This is a genomic window from Mesorhizobium sp. M7A.F.Ce.TU.012.03.2.1, assembly GCF_004006095.1.
GTDB lineage: Bacteria > Pseudomonadota > Alphaproteobacteria > Rhizobiales > Rhizobiaceae > Mesorhizobium.
In genome coordinates, this window is record NZ_CP034779.1 from 6,691,467 (window position 1) to 6,710,164 (window position 18,698).

An 18,698-nucleotide genomic window follows, 5' to 3' on the forward strand; every position below is an offset into this window, starting at 1 on the left:
TCACCTTCAAGCCGTGGAATATGCTATCTAATGGCCATGGAAACAGCTGTCGCGTCCGACCCGTTTGTCGCTTCTTTGCCGGTCTTCGCAAAGTTCGAAAGCGTTGCCGACATCGATAACTATCGGCCCCTCCCCGATGGCTGGGCGCTGGCCACTGCCGACATTGTCGGCTCGACCAAGGCGATCGAGGCGGGGCGCTATAAAACCGTCAATATGGCCGGCGCAAGCGTCATTTCGGCGCTGCTCAATGCGCTGGGTCGGCAAGACCTCCCCTTTGTCTTCGGCGGCGACGGCGCGCTCGTGGCGTTTCCCGGCTCGGCGCTGGAGATTGCCCGCAACGCGCTGGCGGCCGTCCAAAGGTGGGTGGCGGACGAACTGGGCCTTACCTTGCGCGCCGCGATCGTGCCGATAGGGGACATAAGGGCGCATGGCCTCGACGTTCGCGTGGCGAGGTTCCGGGCTTCCGAAGCGGCCTTCTATGCCATGTTCGCCGGCGGTGGCGGCAGTTGGGCGGAAGCTGAGATGAAAGCGGGGCGCTACCGCATCGATCCTGCGCCGGCCGGCGCGCGGCCGGATCTGACCGGCCTCTCCTGCCGTTGGAACCCGATCGAGGCCCGGCATGGCGAAATCGTCTCGATCATAGCCACACCGGGGGCGTCGCGCGACTTGCGCGGGTTTCAGTTTCTGGCTTCCGACATCATCGCCCTCGCCGGCAGGCAGGAGCGCGATGGCCACCCGGTGCCGGTGGACGGCCCGGGCTACAGTCTGCTGCCCGCCGGCCTGGATGTCGAGGCGCGGGCGATGGCCCCGGCAGGATGGCGGTGGCGGTCGAAGCTGTGGATCGTGTTCCTGATGACGCTTACGGCTGCAACCGATCGATTTGGCTGGACGATTGGCCGTTTCGATCCGAAGGTCTACAAACGCGAGGTGGCCAGCAATTCGGATTTCCGAAAGTTCGACGACGGCTTGAAGATGACCATCGACGTTGACGCGGATGTGCTGCATCGGATCCAAGACCGGCTGAAGCAGGCGGAAGAAGCGGGCATCTGCAATTATGGCCTGCACCGCCAGAAGTCCGCCTTGATGACCTGCCTCGTCATCTCGCCGCTGCAGCGCGATCACGTTCACTTCATCGATGGCGCCGCCGGCGGCTACGCGATGGCTGCCGCAAGCCTGAAGGCGAAGGCGCAGGTCTGCTGACTGCTTGCGGAATTCGAGTTCCGCAATATGCCCTCACTCATGGTTCTTGGCACCGGTGAGCCTCGCCATGGGAGCGGGTAACCTGTCCGAATTGACGGGAAAGCAGATTTTTTGGACGCCTCACGATATGACCGTCTTCTTAACCGGATTTCGAGGCGCGCCGCGCATGTCAGCGTGATCGGGCTGGCTATGCTGGGTTGCCGCTGTCGGTTGCGATCGCACGCGCCGGGTCCCCGGTTTTCCGGCTTCGACATCGAAACCCGGAAGGTCGAGAGCCTGAACAACGGCCAATCCTCCTTGAGGCAGTGACGTCGACAGCCCTTGCCGACCGGGCGGTTCCGCGCCACTGCGGATTTGTCGAACTAGCCGTCTGCGATGCCATCATAATCTGCGTTCCGACACCGCTGACGAAACACCGGAAGCCCCGAAGGATTCGATGCTGTCGTCGTGGCAACCGGCCACGACGCGATCGACTATCAGGCGATCGCTGATCACGCTCCTCTGATCGTCGACACACGCAATTTTTTTGGCCATCTCGGGGTGCCCAAGAGACAGTGGTGAAGGCCCGACGGTGTCTGAGACGGCGAATTCTTTGCCCGATGTCAGGATCGAGATTGCACTCCGCCGGAAGCCTCGCCACATAGGGTTCCAGGTGATAGATGCTGTTTTACGCCTGCTTCCTTCCTGCAAGGAGTTATTTAGGAAATTCTTCGCCGGCTTTCGTCGCCGAAGCCGGCTTCACTGACTTCGATTGTGTGGCGGATCAAAGGAGATGGCTCGTCTTCGACGGGTTTGAGATGGCATGAGCACAGCGCAAGCAGAAATTTCCACCATTCTCATGGATAAAGTTGCCGACTGGCTGAGCCAATCGGCGCTGGCGGGCAACGACCTGGAAACATTGGTAAAGGGCTTTTGTGAACGGCTGGCTGCTGCCGGCCTGCCGCTGAAGCGGGTGCATTTGAGCTTTTCGATGCTTCATCCGCTTTATGACGCGCTTGGTTTTACCTGGCTTCGCGGCCAGGGCCTGGAAGTGGAAGGCTTCCGCAGTGAGAACGGCGTTCATTCCGACAGATTCCTGACCAGCCCATATTACCATCTGCTCAGCAACAAGCTCGACCACCTGCGGCGCCGGCTTGACCCGTCGGTGCGGTCGGAGTTTCCTGTTTTCGACGACCTCAGGCGTATGGGCGTCACCGATTACATGGCTTTCGTGCACCCCTTCAACGGCGATACCAGCCAGGGCATGATGGGGTCGTGGTCGACCGACAGTGCGTCTGGCTTCAGCGACGGCATGATTTCGGCGCTACTGCGGATCCAGAACTATCTCGCTATCGCCACCAAGATGGCGGTGCTCACCAAGCTCGCCGACAACATGATGACCACTTATCTTGGCGGCGACGCCGGCAGGCGTGTGCTGGACGGCCAGATCAAGCGCGGCGAGGGTGACACAATCCGGGCCGCATTGGTCATGGGCGATATGCGCGGGTCGACAAGGCTTGCCGAAACCTCCGGTCGCGAAATCTACATCGATACGCTGAACCAGTTTTTCGATGCCATCGCTGCGCCTTTCAATCGCAAAGGCGGGCAGATCATGAGTTTCCTGGGTGATGGCTTCATCGCCGTCTACCCCTGCGAAAGGCATCGCTCGCAGTCCGAGATCGCCTGCCAGGCTGCTCTTGCGGCAGCGCACAAGGCCAGCGCGCGCATGATGGAACTCAATCTGCGCAGAAAGGAGCAGGGACTGGGCGACATAAAGTTTGGTATCGGCCTGCATGTCGGCAATGTGATGTTCGGCAATGTCGGGCTTACCGACCGGCTGACATTCTCTGTCTTCGGCTCGGCTGTAAACGAGGTGCAGCGTCTCCAGACCCTGACCAAGAAATATCCGCACAGCGTTCTCGCCAGCAAGGACTTCGCCAGCTATTGCGGCGACAACAGTTGGCTGACGCTCGGCACGGAGGAACTGGCGGGTATCAAGCAGAAGCTGACGGTGCTTTCACCCGATTTGTCGGGTGCTCTCGCCCTCGATGAAGACGCTGCGCCGATTCACGACCGGATATCGGACGCCGAGCAGGTCATGCTGCTTCATCGCGATGCCGCGCGGTTGTCGGCAAGCGACCGGAGGAAGCTCCAGTAACCGACACGATCCGGTCCGAAAGCCTTGGTGTGCAGCCCGGTCGCCGGTTCCGTCGCGGAATTCGATTCGAATCCAAGTTGCTCTAGGCTGGCAATACGCTAGTCTCGCTTTTGGGTCTGCCGCCCGGCAGACTGCCAGAGTGGGGCTGGTGTGAGGATGAATTCGGGCATTGATCTGCTGCGGATCGAGGATCTTGGCATCTCTTTTGCCATGATCGGGGGACCGTTGCATGCCGTCAGGCGCGCAAATCTTCGCGTCCTGCCCGGCAAGGTTACCGCGCTTGTGGGCGAGTCCGGTTCCGGAAAATCGGTTCTCAGCCAGGCAGTGATGGGCATTTTGCCGAATACGGCCCATGTTCGCGGCCGTATCCTGTTTTCTGATCCTGAAAAGCCCGGAACGACGCAGGATATCCTGCAGATGCAGCGTGACGGAACCGAAATCCGGGCGTTGAGAGGCAGTCGCATCGGCAAAATCTTTCAGGAGCCGATGACATCGCTGTCGCCGCTGCACACGATCGGCAACCAGGTCAGCGAATCCTTGCAGATTCATACGCCTATGGCTCGGGCGGAGCGCAAGGCGCGGACCGAGGAAATGCTCGGCCTTGTCGGATTTCCCAATCCCAAGCGCGCCTACGACATGTATCCATTTGAACTTTCGGGAGGATTGCGGCAACGCGCCATGATCGCCATGGCGCTTATCTGCCGGCCTGCTTTGTTGATCGCCGACGAGCCGACGACGGCGTTGGACGTCACCATCCAGGCGCAAATCCTGCAATTGCTGCGCGGGCTTCAGACCAAGCTGAACATGGCGATGCTGCTGATCACGCACGACCTCGGCGTGGTCGCCAATGTCGCCGACGAGGTGGTGGTCATGTACCATGGCGAGATCATGGAAATGGGGCCTGTCGAGGCGATATTCCGCCGGCCGGGCCACCCTTACCTGAAGGGCCTGATGGCAGCCGTTCCGCATTTCGACCTGAAGCCTGGTGAAAGGCTAAAGGCGCTTCGCGAGGTGCCGGTGAACGTTGGGAACCTGCTCGGCAAGCAGACTGCGCCGGCATCGAAGGGGCCGGAGGACATTCTGCTTTCGGTGAGGGATCTGACAAAGACCTTCACTACCCGCAAGTCCGGATGGTTCAGCGGGGGTCATCAAACCTCTGTTCGCGCCGTGGACGGCGTGAGCTTCGACATCAGGCGGGGTGAGTGTCTGGGTCTGGTCGGCGAAAGCGGCTGTGGCAAAACAACCGTCAGCAAGATCCTCATGCGGGCCATCACCCCCAGCGGCGGTTCTGTGATCTTCAACGGCCGCGATGGACCGACCGACGTCCTGGGCGCAGAGGGAGATGCCCTGCGCATATTGCGCGCGAAAATCCAGATGGTCTTCCAGGACCCGGTTTCGTCGCTTTCACCTCGCATGACGGTGGAGAACATCTTGAGCGAGCCGCTGGAGATCCATCAACGTGGCAATGCGGCGTCCCGACTCGCCACGGTCAAGAGCCTGATGCAGGCAATCGGGCTCGATCCGCGCTTCATAAAGCGCTATCCGCACAGTTTCTCCGGCGGGCAACGTCAGCGCATCGGCATCGCGCGTGCGTTGGCGCTAGGGCCCGAACTCCTGATCTGCGACGAGCCGGTTTCGGCGCTCGATGTCTCTGTCCAGGCGCAGATCCTGAATCTTCTGAAGGACCTGCAAAAAGAACTGGGCCTGACCTACCTGTTCATATCCCACAATCTGGCGGTGGTGGACTACATGGCAGACCGCATCGCGGTGATGTGCGGCGGGCGTATCGTCGAGCTTGCGCCGCGCGAAATTCTGCTCAGAAAACCAATCCACCCCTACACGCGCTCCCTGGTCGCCGCGGTACCTTTCCCCGATCTCGACAGGCCGATGGATTTCAAGACGCTGAAGCTCAGCGGAGCTTCCGACACCAGCGCATGGGGACCGCAATTCCGCGACGAGGGCGACGAAGATAGGCTGTCACCACTCGATCTTGGCGGTGGCCACCTCGTGCTGGCGAGACATTCGGCCGATATCAGTGAGTTACGCCATTGATCAGCCGGCGCACCGTCCTTGGTCTCATGGCTTCGGCATTTCTGCCAGGGACGTCGCGCGCCGGCGATCTGGAGCCGGAATTTCTTCGGCAACAACTGACGGTCAAGGCGCTGCCGACACTCGCTGAGCGCCTGCCCAAGAGTCCGCGCGCGCTGAATCTCGCTGCAATGGGCCGGCTGCCCGGCCAGTATGGCGGCACGCTGCGGACAATCATCGGCAGCCAGAAAGATATCCGGATGATGACGATCTACGGGTATTCTCGCCTGGTCGGCTATGACGAAAAGCTCAACATGCAACCCGACATTCTCGAGCGTTTCGACGTGGCGGATGATCGCGTCTTCACCTTCAAGATACGGGAAGGGCACAAATGGTCTGACGGCAGCCTGCTGACGCCGGAGGATTTTCGCTATTGTTGGGAAGATGTCTGGCTGAACGACGAGCTTTCGCAAGGCGGGCTCGCCCCCGCCCTGCTGGCGGACGGCAAGCCGCCACGCTTCGAGATCGTCGATCCGTTGACGGTCCGCTACAGCTGGGATGCGCCCAATCCAGACTTCCTGCCCAAGCTCGCTGCCGCTTCGCCGCTATCGCTTGTCCTGCCGGCCGCCTATCTCAAGCAGTTCCACAAGAAATATCAGGATTCATTCCGGCTCGCCGGCCTGATGAAGGAGAACCGGACCCAGAAATGGACGCTCCTGCATATCCGCATGTCGCGGCAGTATCGCCCGGAGAACCCGGAACTGCCGACGCTCGACCCCTGGCAGAACCGGACCAAGCCGCCGGCCGAGCAATTCATCTTCGAGCGCAACCCGTTCTTTCATCGAATAGACGAGAACGGCCGGCAACTGCCCTATGTTGACCGGATCATCATGAATGTCAGCTCATCGGCGATCATCTCCGCCAAGACCGGTGCGGGCGAGAGCGACCTGCAATGCATGGGAATTGACTTCAGCGACTACTCCTTCCTGAAAGACGCGGAGAAGCGCTATCCGGTGAAGATGCACCTGTGGAAACGTACACAGGGTTCTCGGCTGGCGCTGCTGCCGAATCTGAATTGCGCCGACCAGGTGTGGCGTGGCCTTCTGCGTGACGTGCGCGTGCGCCGCGCACTTTCGCTCGCCGTGGACAGGCGCGAGATCAATATGGCCGTGTTCTACGGATTGGCGCAGGAAAGCGCCGATACCGTATTGTCCGAGAGCCCGCTCTACCGGCCGGAATTCGCTAAAGCTTGGGTTGCCCATGATCCCGAGCAGGCCAATGCACTGCTCGACGAGGTCGGGCTTCTGGCACGTGACGATGACGGCCTGCGGATACTTCCCGATGGACGCTCTGCCCAGATAATCGTGGAAACCGCCGGCGAAAGCACACTGGAAACCGACGCGCTCGAACTCATCACCGATCACTGGCGAAAGATCGGCATCGCCCTGTTCATCCGGACTTCGCAGCGCGACATCTTCCGCAGCCGCGCGCTTGGCGGCCAGATCATGATGTCGATGTGGTCGGGCATCGACAATGGCGTGCCGACCGCCGACATGAACCCGAGCCAGCTGGCCCCCACCATCGACGATCAACTGCAATGGCCGCTCTGGGGTGCTCACTACTTGTCTCACGGCAAGATGGGCGAGGCGCCCGATCTTCCTGAAGTGATCGAGTTGATGGCTTTGCTCAAGCGCTGGAACGCATCGACTGAAGCGACAGAGCGCGCCGAAATCTGGAATTCGATGCTGTCGATCTACACCGATCAGGTGTTTTCGATCGGGACCGTGAACGGAACGCATCAGCCGATTCTGGTGTCCTCACGGCTGCGCAATCTGCCTGACAAGGCGCTCTTCGGCTACGATCCGACCGCCTATTTCGGTGTCTACATGCCGGATACATTCTGGCTTGGAGAGTCCTGAGCGTGCTTCGATATATTGTCTGGCGCATTACTGTGATGGTTCCAACGCTGCTGGTGATATCAGCGCTGGTGTTCACGATCATCGAACTTCCCCCCGGCGACTATTTCGACAGCTATGTCGCCGAGCTTCGGGCACAGGGCGAAGGGGTGGATTCCGATCGCATCGAGATGATGCGCAAGGAATATGGTTTCGACAAGCCGCCGATCATTCGCTACTTCTATTGGGTCGGCGGGATGCTGCACGGCGATTTCGGCTATTCCTTCGAGTATGAGCTGCCGGTTCGCGACGTCGTCGGGGACCGAATGTGGCTGACTGTGCTGGTTTCCTTCGTCACGATCATCTTCACCTGGCTCATCGCCTTTCCGATCGGCATGTACTCCGCGACGCATCAATACAGTTGGGGCGATTACGGCCTGACCTTTTTCGGCCTCCTGGGCCTTGCCATTCCGAACTTCATGCTGGCGCTGATCCTGATGTATTTCGCCAACATCTGGTTCGGCACGTCCCTCGGCCATCTCATGGACCCGCAATATCTCAGCGAGCCGATGAGCTGGGCCAAGGCGAAGTCGATACTCGCCCATCTCTGGATCCCGGTCTTAATCATCGGCACCGGCGGCACGGCAAGCATGATCCGGCGGCTGCGCGCCAATCTGCTCGATGAGCTACACAAGCAATATGTGGTGACCGCACGCGCCAAAGGCCTTCATCCGTTCAGGGCTCTGGTCAAATATCCGCTGCGCATGGCGCTCAATTTCTTCATTTCCGACATCGGCTCTATCCTGCCGGCCATCATCTCCGGCGCCGAAATCACGGCGATCGTGCTGTCTTTGGAAACGACCGGGCCGATGCTGATCAAGGCCTTGCAAAGCCAGGACATGTATCTGGCGGGGTCGTTCCTGATGTTCCTAGCCTTCCTGACAGTCATCGGTGTCCTGATTTCCGACCTGGCGCTGGCGGTGCTTGATCCACGAATTCGTTTGCAGGGCGGCAGCACTAAATGAAGACGGATTCGCCGCTCCCCGCTCCGGGTGCTCCACTAGAACACTACGTTTCCAGCGCGCCCTTTGACCTGCAGTCGGTCGAGGCGATGACGGCGGAGCAGTCGAAGGTCTTTCAGGCGTCGCAGTTGCGGTTGATGTGGTGGAAATTCCGCATGCACCGGCTTGCCCTTGTATCCGGCATATTCCTGATAGTGCTTTATTTCGGGATACTGATCTGCGAGTTTCTGGCGCCCTACAATCTGCACACGCGCAACATGGACTATATCTATTCGCCGCCGCAGCAGGTGCACCTGTTCCACAACGGCGAGTTCGTCGGGCCGTTCGTCTATGGCCGCCAGATGACGCTGGACATGGACACGCTCAAGCGGAACTACATCGACGACCCGGGCGATGTTCAGCGGGTCCGTTTCTTCTGCAAGGGCGACAGTTACCGGTTCTGGGGCCTGATCGAAGGTGACAGGCATTTTGTCTGCGCTGCCGAAAACGGCCAGCTCTTTCTGGCCGGCACCGACAGGCTGGGGCGCGACGTGCTCTCGCGCATGATCTATGGCGCACGCATTTCACTGACAATCGGCCTCGTCGGCATCAGTTTCAGCTTCCTGCTCGGCATCGTCATCGGCGGACTGGCCGGTTATCACGGCGGTATCTTCGACCTGATCGTTCAACGGATAATCGAAGTCCTGCAATCGATTCCCAGCATTCCGCTATGGCTGGCCCTGGCGGCGATCATGCCGATAACCTGGAGTCCGATCCTGATCTATTTCGGCATCACCGTGATCCTCGGAGTGCTCGACTGGACCGGACTGGCGCGGGCCGTGCGTTCAAAGCTTCTGGCCTTGCGCGAAGAGGATTACGTTCTGGCCGCGCAATTGATGGGCGCCGGGAGCAGCCGCATCATCGGCCGGCATCTCATTCCCGGCTTCATGTCGCATCTGATCGCCACGGCGACGCTCTCCATTCCCGGCATGATCCTGGGTGAGACGGCGCTGAGCTTCCTCGGGCTCGGCCTGAGAGCGCCGATAACCAGCTGGGGCATCCTGCTCACCGAGGCGCGCAGCGTCAGCGTGATCGCATTCTATCCATGGCTGCTTTTGCCGATGCTTCCCGTCATTCTCGTCATCATGGCGTTTAACTTCCTCGGTGACGGCTTGCGGGACGCCGCAGATCCCTACAAATGAGTTGTTATTTTGCCGCGCGCCGTGCCGCCTATTCCACCCGGTATGATCCTGCCGGCTGCCTGTAGGTTGTTGCAGTGTTCATGGTCCGCCTCTATATGTGCCGACACGTGATCGAGTTTCGCACTACGCCTTCGGGATTCACCCGTGAACAGTTCTTGTCGGCGGCATTGACGATCTCTTTCTGGTTCAGGACACACAAAAGCATATGAGTCGCCTCGAGAATTTCATCAGCAGGATGACCGCACAGCGCGACATTCTCGACCAAGTCTGCGTCGAGGTGGCGAAGATGGAGGGGCTTGTACTCGAGCTCGGCCTCGGCAACGGTCGGACGTTCCACCATCTGCGCGAGCGCCTGCCCGGGCGCCGGATCGTGGTGTTCGACCGCGAAGTCGGCGCACATGCCAGCTCAATTCCCGAAGCCGAAAACCTCGTGCTCGGCGAAATACGCGAGACGGCCCGCAAGTTCATTGGCATCGAAGCCGCCCTTGTACATGCCGACATCGGCACCGGCTATGACGATCGGGATGCAGTGACTGCTACCTGGCTTCCCGATCTGATTGCGAGCCTGCTTCGGGTCGGCGGCTTCGCGGTCAGTGGCACGCCGCTCGATCACCCGCTGCTGCAACGCCTCCCGGCGCCGACTTCAGAGCCCGCCGATCGTTATTTCCTCTGCAAGCGCGTGTGAGCGGCCGAGAGCGCCTCATCTTTTCACGCAAACGCTGCTCTACTGCAATTCCAAGGGAAAGCGCTACGCGTTTTTCCCGAAAAACCGTTTACACTTTCCCTGGGATTGCTCTGGACGGCCCAATTGCTCAGGGGATTGTATACACCGCGATCTCCCGCTCGATGCCGCGCAGCGAGACTTCGTGAGGCACGGGCGTCAGAGCGTTCCTACGCAACAGATCGGCGGTGAGATTGTCGTCGACCACCGCGCGGGTTGCGAAGATAGCCTGTGCGTTGGCCAGGTTCTGGACCCGTGAAGCAATGTTGACCGTCTGGCCGAAATAGTCCTGTCGCTCGTTCATGGACACGGCGATGCAGGGGCCGGCATGGACACCGATCTTGAGCAGCAGATCCTCGCGCCCGCTTCTGTCATTGAGCGCACGCATGGCATCACGCATCCTGAGGGCCGCAGCCATCGCGCGATCAGGCGTCGCGAATGTCGCCATCACCGCATCACCGATGGTCTTCACCACCGCGCCTGCCTCCGCCGCGACGATCTCGTGCAGAACCTGGAAATGCACGCGCACGAGATCGAAGGCTGAAAGGTCGCCCACCCGCTCGTAAAGCGCGGTCGATCCGCGCAGGTCGGTGAACAGGAAGGTGAGGCTGGTGATCTTCAGGCGCTGGTTGATGTCGAGCGTATCCGTACGATAGAGGTCGCGGAACGTCTGGTTGGTGAGCAGGCGCTTGGCGGTCAGAAAAGGCCGGCGTTTGCCCAGGAGATTATGCAATGCCTCGCCGGCGATGAAGACTGCCGGCAGCACGCGGGTGTCGGTCCTGTTTTCCAGCGAAATACGCAGCGGACCGGGTTGCATTTCCAGTGTCTGGTTCTGGACATGGTCGCGGTCGAAAGCCAACGACAGGCTTCGCCGCTCTTTTGTTGGTTCGCCCTTCGCGTCGATGAACTGCGCTGAATGGGTGACCGGCTCGAAGACGATGATGAATTCGGACGGAAGCTGTATGGGCAGAACGGCCTTTTCACCCGGCGCCAGCTCGATATCCTCCAGCGAGAACGCTTCTATGTTTTTCGCCAAACCCTCTTCCGGCAGATCGACGCCGGATCCCCAGTAAATCTGGCGAAAATATTCCACCAATGGCAGCTCGTGTGGATTGTGGGCGGCAATCCTGCGCACGCGAGGGCTGACGGTGAATGTCACCTCGACCATCTCATCGAGGGTCGGCGAATAGCCTTCGGAGCATAGCGCACAGGTGTATTCGTCCTTCTGCAGGGTTTTCAGCGTAGCGTTGGTGTCGAGCACGCCGCCACAGCCGGGGCACAGAACATTCCATGAAATGTCGAAGATGCCCACCCGCGCCGCATGGAGGAAGGCGCTTATGGCGCGTTCCTCGTCGAGGCCATGCTTGCTGGCGAAAGCCGGCACATTGATGCGGCAAAGTTCATGATCCTTGCCTTCCGCGATGGTCCGCCGGATCGCGTCGATTGCCTGGGGATCGACATCGGTCGATTGCCGCAAAAGCGAGAACAGATCCTGAATTTCGGTCATCGTGCAGTCTCCGGAAAATGCACCCCCGAGGTGGTTGACCGGAACCGGTCTTCGTTCCGAGCGCTCCATCTTACTTCGAAACGGATCGTACGGCCATTCGAATGGAAAAGCCCGCCGACGTGTCAATCCGTCGGGATTTTCACCGATCCCAAGCGGTACTATGGTGGGTCCATGGGGTATTCATCTTTGGGACTTTCTCCCGCGCCGACACCCGACAACCCGCCATTTCCCGCGGCCTTGCGGCTTTTCTCGGCGGGGATCATCATCGTCCTGATCGTCGGCGCCGGCCTTTTTTTCGCGCCTGCGCTGGTCAGGCCGCGCTGGCCTTGGGCCGTCACGCCGTTCAACGCCCGCTTCCTCGGCGGCTTCTACACCGCCGAAATGGCCGTGATGGCGGCGCTGCTGGTCTGGAATCGCTGGTCGCTAGGCAGGCTAGTGCTTGTCATGGCCTTCATCTTCACCGTCATCGTTTCGGCGGCTTCGTTCATCAATCTCGGCTATTTCAACTTCGAGCGGAAAGCGCCCTGGCTCTGGTTCTTGGTCTATCTTGCTTCGGTCGCGGTATCCGGGCTGTTCCTGTTACGGGCCGGGGGCCGTCCTTCCGCAAAGGGCGTGACCTTAAACTCTGCATGGCGCGGCTATATGTCGATGGAAATGGCGATCCTTGGGCTTTATGGCGTCGGTCTGTTGCTGTTTCCCCTGACATTCGGCGGCTTTTGGCCGTGGCCGATCGACGCCTTCCACGCTCAGGTTTACAGCGCCATCTTCCTCGCCGGAGCGGGCGGCACATATCTCGTCTGGAAAAGCGCGCCGCACGAAGAGTTGCTGGTGCTCGGTCTGGCGCAGTTTCTGGTCGGCTTGTTTGCCATCCTTGGCCTTGTCATCACCGAGGCCGTAATGCACCGGATCGACTGGACGGCGACGGGAACATTGTGCTGGCTCGCCCTTTTCGGCTGGATCGGAATCAGCGGCATCTTCAAACTCTACGCCGTCTCCCGGTACTTCAGCGCGCAATCGGCATCATAGGATGATGAGATGGCTGGATTTTCAGATGATGTCCGGTGCATCGTGCCGGGCCTATTGCCTTTGCCGGGAAAGCCATGACCAGCACGACCTCGCCATTCCCAAAGAAAATCCAGCCGCAACTCCGGGCCATTCGGCCAAGCGATGCGGAGGCGCTTTGCGCCATCTTCAACATGCCGGGCTTCCGCTGGGGCACGCTCAGGGTGCCATTCGAGATGGTGGAGCAGGTAGAACGGCGTATCACCAAGTCCGGCCAGGAAACCACCTGGATCGTTGCCGAGCTGGACGGCAAGGTCGTCGGCCATGGCAGCCTTGTCGTGCAGGGTTCGCCGCGCCGTTCGCATATCGGCGAGATCAATATCGGCCTTGACGATGGCTTTGTCGGCAAGGGTATCGGCTCTGCCATACTTGGCGCGCTGCTTGACGTGGCCGACAACTGGCGCGCCCTGAAGCGAGTCGAATTGACCGTCTATGCCGACAATGAACCGGCCATCCGCCTCTACACAAGCCACGGCTTCGAGGTCGAAGGCCGGCATGTGAAGGCCGGCTTTACCGAAGGACGGTATCACGACCTTCTGAGCATGGCCCGGCTGCGGTTCTGATGACCAGGGACTTTGATCCGACCCTTAAGGCTCCGGTGGATGTTCTGGCAGTGCTATCACTGCTCTGCCCGGAAGTCGTGCGTGATATCGAGCAGAACTGGAATGCACCGGTTTCCGAATACGCCCGCCATCTGTGGCGGCCGGTGGCAAGACCTGCTTCGGGTCCGGCGATCGCTGCCCGTTCGATCCTGCTTGATATACTGCATCAGCGCCTTGATTTGATCATGCAGCCTGAAGAGGTCGGCAAGGCCCTTGAAGAATTCGACCACAGACCGGTGATCCAGTCCGGCCTACACTGCCTGCTGCTGATGGACAGGATCACCTTCGATGCCCTCCTGTTTGCCTGGCTCGGCGCGGTCGAAAACGGGCTGTCGGCGTTCGTCGGCTTCATGGGAACGACGATGACCATGGAGACAATTGGCCGGGAGGGGCCGGGATGGCTCGATGTCGGCGACGACAAGGTCAACTTGTTTGGCATGGGGCGCCACAAACTATGCCGCAAAAGCGCCTGCGCGGCCGGCCCGGTCACCCTCAACAAGCGGGCGCTCGAAGCGGTGGGCGACGAAACGGATGCCAGCCGCTGGCTGGGCACACTGCTCGCCAGCCAGGACAAGGTGTTTGGAACCGCCGCCGATGCACTGACAGACCTCAACGAGGATCTGGTCGCCGATTGGGATCGTTCTGGCATGGCTCGGCCGGTGTTCATCGATGACCGGCTCGCGGCTTCCGTCGTGGCGCGGCATCTGGACCATGACGGCAGCCTTCTTTCCAAGCTGCTCCTTGAGCCCGCAAGGCGTCAGCGTCTCGAACGTACCCTGCAAGAGACCGAATCGGGCCCATTTGGCAGATTCCTGCCCAATGCCACGGCCTATTTCTGGGGCATTCGCGAGGAGCGCGTGCGCAAGCTTGTTTTCGAGAACGGGCACCTGATCGAGCCTGAAAGGCCGAACGGTCTTTCCATCCCGTTCGAGCGGGCGCATCTCAAGCAGGCGCTGCTGGAGGGCGTGCTGCTGCCGAACTTGTTCTTGACGTTCCTCGTTCTTGCCATATTGCCGCGCGTGCGGGTCGTGGGCGGCCTGAGGCAGATCGGTTATGTAGCGCTTTTCCACTCGATCCTGCTGGCTGCGCTGGATGAAACCGCGCCGGAAGAGCGCGGTCTGGCTGCCGAGTTGCAGGTTCGGGAAAATGCCTGGGGCACCCGGGTCATCGATGAAAAAATGTCGGTCCGCGAACAGGTTGCCGGCCTGCCGGCAGGGAGGCTGTTTCCTGACCTGCTCGGGCACTACCGTTCGCACACTTTTGCCGAGACGACCGACGACCTGAAACTGGTTCGTGAAAACGCCCGATGGCGCAAGATCGGCCGAGCCTTTGGCGTCTGATCCGACCGCATGCCCTCATTTGTCATTGCACTATTCCGGCCTTGCGGAGCCCGTCGATCATGAGTTCGAAATCGGCATGGTTCTTGTAAGGCAAGACTTTGCGACGGTATTCCAGCGAATAGTCAGGATTGACGCGAGCAGTTCCTGCCATGCCGCCCACGCGTGCCGAGATCGCTGACCGAGAGGTCGAGACTCGCCTTGACCTAGCGATAGGCGTTCTCGGACAGGCAGATGGCGCCGGGCGCCGCGACGCCCTCCAGACGCGAGGCGAATCTTCGTCCGCGCTGGCGACCGGCTGTATCCAACCACATCTGCAGCCAGAATTGCGACTAGTCTGCGATTCTCGCTCAAAGTCCGTCTCCTCATCTCCATGATAGCAGGAAGACGGAGGGGCGAAGAGAGAACGTCGCAACGACGGCCAAGCAGCCGTCCGAATCGGCAACGCTCCGCCACCGGACCCCACGGATGCCCATTTGCTGCCGCTTGCCGGTTGACGGCTATCGGTTCATCATTGTGAATACCCTGGCCGTGAAGGGCGTGGCGAGATCACGAGTCATGGCCCCAAGAGCCGGATGATTGCAGGCCGAATCGACCTGAAATCTGAATCCATCTCTAGGTCAAAGAGACAGAGCAGGATGTGGTCCGAAAACCGCTTCACACTTTTCGGCATCATGCTCGGGTGAGGTTTCCATGGACTGCTCGGGCTGCGGTTTCGAGATTGAGGGCGGTTACGCCTTCTGTCCGAGGTGTGGCAGGCGCCAGCCTGTGCCATGCGCCAGCTGCGGCTACCCCTGCGCACCTGATTTCGAGTTCTGTCCGAAATGTGGGGCAAGCCTTGGTGCGTCCGCAAAAGCCGCCGAACGGCCTGTTCCGAAACCAAGCGGGACCATCGTGCCGCCTTCTCGAATCCTGTCGCTGCCTCCGAACATCGAAAGCTATGGGCTGCATCCCGTCTCTGACGCCGATCGCCGGACGGTAACGGTCCTGTTCGCCGACCTTTGCGGCTTCACGACACTCAGCGAACAGCTCGACCCCGAGGTGATGCAAGCTCTGCAGAACGCGCTGTTCAAGGAATTGACGGCGGCCGTGCGAAACTTTGGCGGTTTCGTCGACAAATTCATCGGCGATGCGCTGCTCGCTTTGTTCGGTGCGCCGGTGGCGCATGAAGACGACCCGGAACGTGCGCTTTGCGCCGCTCTCGACATGATCGCCCGGACGGCGCGGCTCGGTGAAAGCACCCCCCACTCCGGCTCGCCTCTGTTACTCCACATCGGCATAAACACCGGTCCGGTGGTTACTGGCGGATTGGGCATCGGCACCGCCAAATCCTATTCGGTGACCGGCGACACCGTGAATACGGCGCAGCGCCTGCAATCGCTGGCCGCACCGGGTGAGGTGCTGGTAGGCGAACTCACTCACAGGCTGACCCGGCATGCCTTTTCTTACGAGTCGCTGGGCGATGTCGTGCTTCGCGGCAAGGCCGGCAGCGTGCTCGTCCATCGACTGGATGCACCGCTTGCGGCCCCGCGTGCAGCACGTGGGCTCGAGGCGCTCGGCCTCAGCGCGCCGATGATTGGTCGCGGTGCGGAGCTTCATAGAATGTTGGCGAGCCTTGACCAGGCGTGCGGCGGCTCGGCCCAACTTGTCCGCCTCGTCGGAGAAGCCGGTATCGGGAAATCGCGGCTGGTGAAGGAGTTCGTCGCCCGCGTCGGAGACGAGGATCGTTTTCGCAACGTCGCCGTGCGGCAGGCCGCGTGCTCACCGCTGGGCGAACAATCATTTGGCGCCTTGGACGCAGTTGTGCGCAGCGCTGCGGGGATGATGCAGAACGACAATGGGGATGAAATACGGGGGAAGCTCGCAGCCTTGCTTACCGATCTCGGCCTGCAGGGCGAAGAGGCAAAGCGACTGATGCCTTTGCTTTACCATGTGCTTGGCCTTGGCGACCCCGATGCCACCTTGCAGCATGTCGAGCCCGAGCAGCTGCGGCGGCAAATTCTTTACGCAGTCCGCACAATCATCGAACGGCGGCTTGCGTTGTCGCCGCTGTTGATTGTCGTGGAAGACCTGCACTGGGCCGACGCCGTGTCACTTGAGGCACTGCGTTTCGTGATGGACAGGTTGGAACGCACACGGTTGATGTTGCTGGTCACGCATCGTCCAGCGCCGGACAACGACCAACTCGATTCAAATCGGGTCAGTCACACGGCGCTCAGGCTTTCGCCGCTCAACAATGATGACGGACGCAGTCTGCTGGCGGCGCTTTTCGGCGAGAGCTGGGTAAACTCCGCAGGAGGGCTTCTCGGCCAGATCCTCGAGCGCTCGGGCGGCAACCCGCTTTTTTTAGAGGAGATCGTTCGCGGCCTTATCGATCGCGGTGTATTGATGCGCGAGGGCCAGCGATGGCGGACTGTGGCAGGCGAAGTCGCAACCGGCATTCCCGCCACGATCCAGGCAATGTTGCTTGCTCGGGTCGACCGGTTGCCCCAAGAGGTGCGCCGGTTGGCCCAGGAAGCCGCGGTAATTGGCCCGCGCTTCGATGCCACCCTTCTGAAAACCGTTACATCCGACCCCGGCCGGCTAGAAGCCGGCTGCGAACTGCTTTGCGATGCGGAAATCATCGAGGAAGTTGCCGGATCTGGCTCGGGCTCGTCGCAAAGCTACCGCTTTACGCAAACATTGCTGCAGGACGTGATCTACCAGAATCTGCTCCTGCAACGCCGGACCGACATCCACGGGCGGGTCGGTGCTGCCTTGGAGCAACTGTACGGCGACAAGCCGGAACGGCTCGAGGATTTGGCGGTGCTCGGTCATCATTTCGCACAGAGCGCCGAGCGGGAAAGGGGCGCGCATTGCCTGCAGGCGGCGGGTGATCGCGCTCGCATGATATACGCCAACGATGACGCCCTTCGTTTCTATGAGCGAGCACTGACCGCATTGGGTGCGATCGGGCAAACACCGCTCAAGCTGGCAATTGCAGAGCGCATTGCCGATCTGAGCGGCCCGGCAGGCCGCCGCCAGGTCGCGCACCACCACTACGAGGCGGTGTTGCTGGCATACCGCCAGTCGGCAGATCGTGTCGCTTCGGCGCGCGTTTTGCGTAAGGTCGGTCGGCTGCTCTGGGACGTCGGCAAGCGGGACAACGCAGAATCCCGCTATGCTGAAGCGGCAGCGCTCCTCGATGGAGCGGATGCCCCGATCGAGCAGGCGCATCTCTGGCAAGAACGTGGCCGACAGGCGTTCCGGAGCGGAGATCACTCCCTCGCGGCAAAATGGGCGGACGCGGCGCTGGATTGCGTACGCACTTTGACGACGGAGCATGTTTCCGACGTAGGACGCGATGCCACTCTTGTGACCGCCGAGGCACTTAATACCAAGGCTGTTGCGCTGGCTCGCCTCGGACGAAACCGTGAAGCCGTTGGCCAGGTCGAGCGCAGCATTGAATTGGCCGAAGCCGCCGGTCTGCTGGGTGCGGCCTGCCGCGGCTACACCAATCTCGGCGTGCTTTACACGACTATCGATCCGGCAAAGGCGATGGAGGTCTGTCGGCGCGGTCTGGACGTGGCGCGCCATATTGGTGATCTGGGTTTCCAGGCCCGCCTCCTCGCCAATCTGGCGGTCGCTTGTTGTACTTTCACGGATCGCTGTCCAACGGAGGGCGTGCCTGCCGCCGAGAAGGCTATCGAGATCGACCGGGCGCTCGACCAGCGCGAGCACCTGCCGGTGCCGTTGATCGTGCTTGGGCAGATCCACCAGTGCAATGGCCGTCCTGAACTGGCGGTTGGCCTGTTCCACGAAGCACTGGACGTCGCCCGCGAAATGGGCGAGCCCCAACTGCTCTTTCCGTGCTATGATGGTCTCGCAACGCTTAATCTGGACCTCGACAATCTGGCCGAGGCCGAACGCTACTTTTCCCTGGCGCAGGGTATATGCGCCCAGCACGGGCTCGACCCGGAAGCGCTTGTGGTGCTGCCTTTTCTCGACTAGCCGGGGTTAGGGGTTG

General features: G+C 60.7%; 12 protein-coding genes. 11 read left to right on the top strand and 1 reads right to left on the bottom strand.

Features of this window, described 5'->3' with window-relative positions; genetic code table 11:
* Positions 1-36 precede the first annotated feature (36 nt).
* The 7 genes from EJ079_RS33010 (at position 37) to EJ079_RS33045 (ending at position 10,148) form a co-directional block, all read left to right on the top strand.
* A complete protein-coding gene (locus EJ079_RS33010; RefSeq protein WP_245463554.1) occupies positions 37-1,200 on the top strand; it encodes a DUF3095 domain-containing protein in 1,164 nt (387 codons plus the stop codon).
* Positions 1,201-2,002: 802 nt separating this feature from the next.
* Positions 2,003-3,337 (top strand): adenylate/guanylate cyclase domain-containing protein, encoded by a 1,335-nt coding sequence (locus EJ079_RS33020; RefSeq protein WP_127811228.1) that lies wholly within the window; start codon positions 2,003-2,005, stop codon positions 3,335-3,337.
* A 156-nt stretch (positions 3,338-3,493) separates the two neighbouring features.
* A complete protein-coding gene (locus tag EJ079_RS33025) occupies positions 3,494-5,389 on the top strand; it encodes an ABC transporter ATP-binding protein (protein WP_127395735.1) in 1,896 nt (631 codons plus the stop codon).
* Entirely contained in the window at positions 5,386-7,284 is a 1,899-nt protein-coding gene (locus tag EJ079_RS33030) for an ABC transporter substrate-binding protein (RefSeq protein WP_127395736.1), read from the top strand. Before EJ079_RS33025 ends, EJ079_RS33030 begins: the two co-directional genes overlap by 4 nt.
* Before the next feature lie 2 nt (positions 7,285-7,286).
* Positions 7,287-8,285, top strand: a complete 999-nt coding sequence (locus EJ079_RS33035) for an ABC transporter permease (RefSeq protein WP_127395737.1) — start codon at positions 7,287-7,289, stop codon at positions 8,283-8,285.
* Positions 8,282-9,463, top strand: coding sequence for an ABC transporter permease (locus EJ079_RS33040; RefSeq protein WP_127811229.1), 1,182 nt, complete (start codon positions 8,282-8,284; stop codon positions 9,461-9,463). The genes EJ079_RS33035 and EJ079_RS33040 overlap by 4 nt, the downstream gene beginning before the upstream one ends.
* Positions 9,464-9,668: 205 nt before the next feature.
* Entirely contained in the window at positions 9,669-10,148 is a 480-nt protein-coding gene (locus EJ079_RS33045) for a class I SAM-dependent methyltransferase (protein WP_023809557.1), read from the top strand.
* A 127-nt stretch (positions 10,149-10,275) separates the two neighbouring features.
* Here EJ079_RS33045 and EJ079_RS33050 read toward each other — a convergent pair whose 3' ends face one another.
* Positions 10,276-11,691, bottom strand: a complete 1,416-nt coding sequence (locus EJ079_RS33050) for an adenylate/guanylate cyclase domain-containing protein (protein WP_127319622.1) — start codon at positions 11,689-11,691, stop codon at positions 10,276-10,278.
* Between EJ079_RS33050 and EJ079_RS33055 the strand changes: the two genes are divergently transcribed.
* From EJ079_RS33055 to EJ079_RS33070, 4 genes are all read left to right on the top strand, one after another.
* A complete protein-coding gene (locus tag EJ079_RS33055) occupies positions 11,587-12,717 on the top strand; it encodes a hypothetical protein (RefSeq protein ID WP_245481775.1) in 1,131 nt (376 codons plus the stop codon). The two genes, EJ079_RS33050 and EJ079_RS33055, sit on opposite strands and share 105 nt — an antisense overlap.
* Before the next feature lie 74 nt (positions 12,718-12,791).
* On the top strand, positions 12,792-13,316 hold the full coding sequence (locus EJ079_RS33060) for a GNAT family N-acetyltransferase (protein WP_127398873.1): 525 nt from the start codon (positions 12,792-12,794) through the stop codon (positions 13,314-13,316).
* Positions 13,316-14,695, top strand: a complete 1,380-nt coding sequence (locus EJ079_RS33065; protein ID WP_127811230.1) for a hypothetical protein — start codon at positions 13,316-13,318, stop codon at positions 14,693-14,695. Before EJ079_RS33060 ends, EJ079_RS33065 begins: the two co-directional genes overlap by 1 nt.
* Before the next feature lie 690 nt (positions 14,696-15,385).
* Entirely contained in the window at positions 15,386-18,682 is a 3,297-nt protein-coding gene (locus tag EJ079_RS33070) for an adenylate/guanylate cyclase domain-containing protein (protein WP_127811231.1), read from the top strand.
* Positions 18,683-18,698 lie beyond the last annotated feature (16 nt).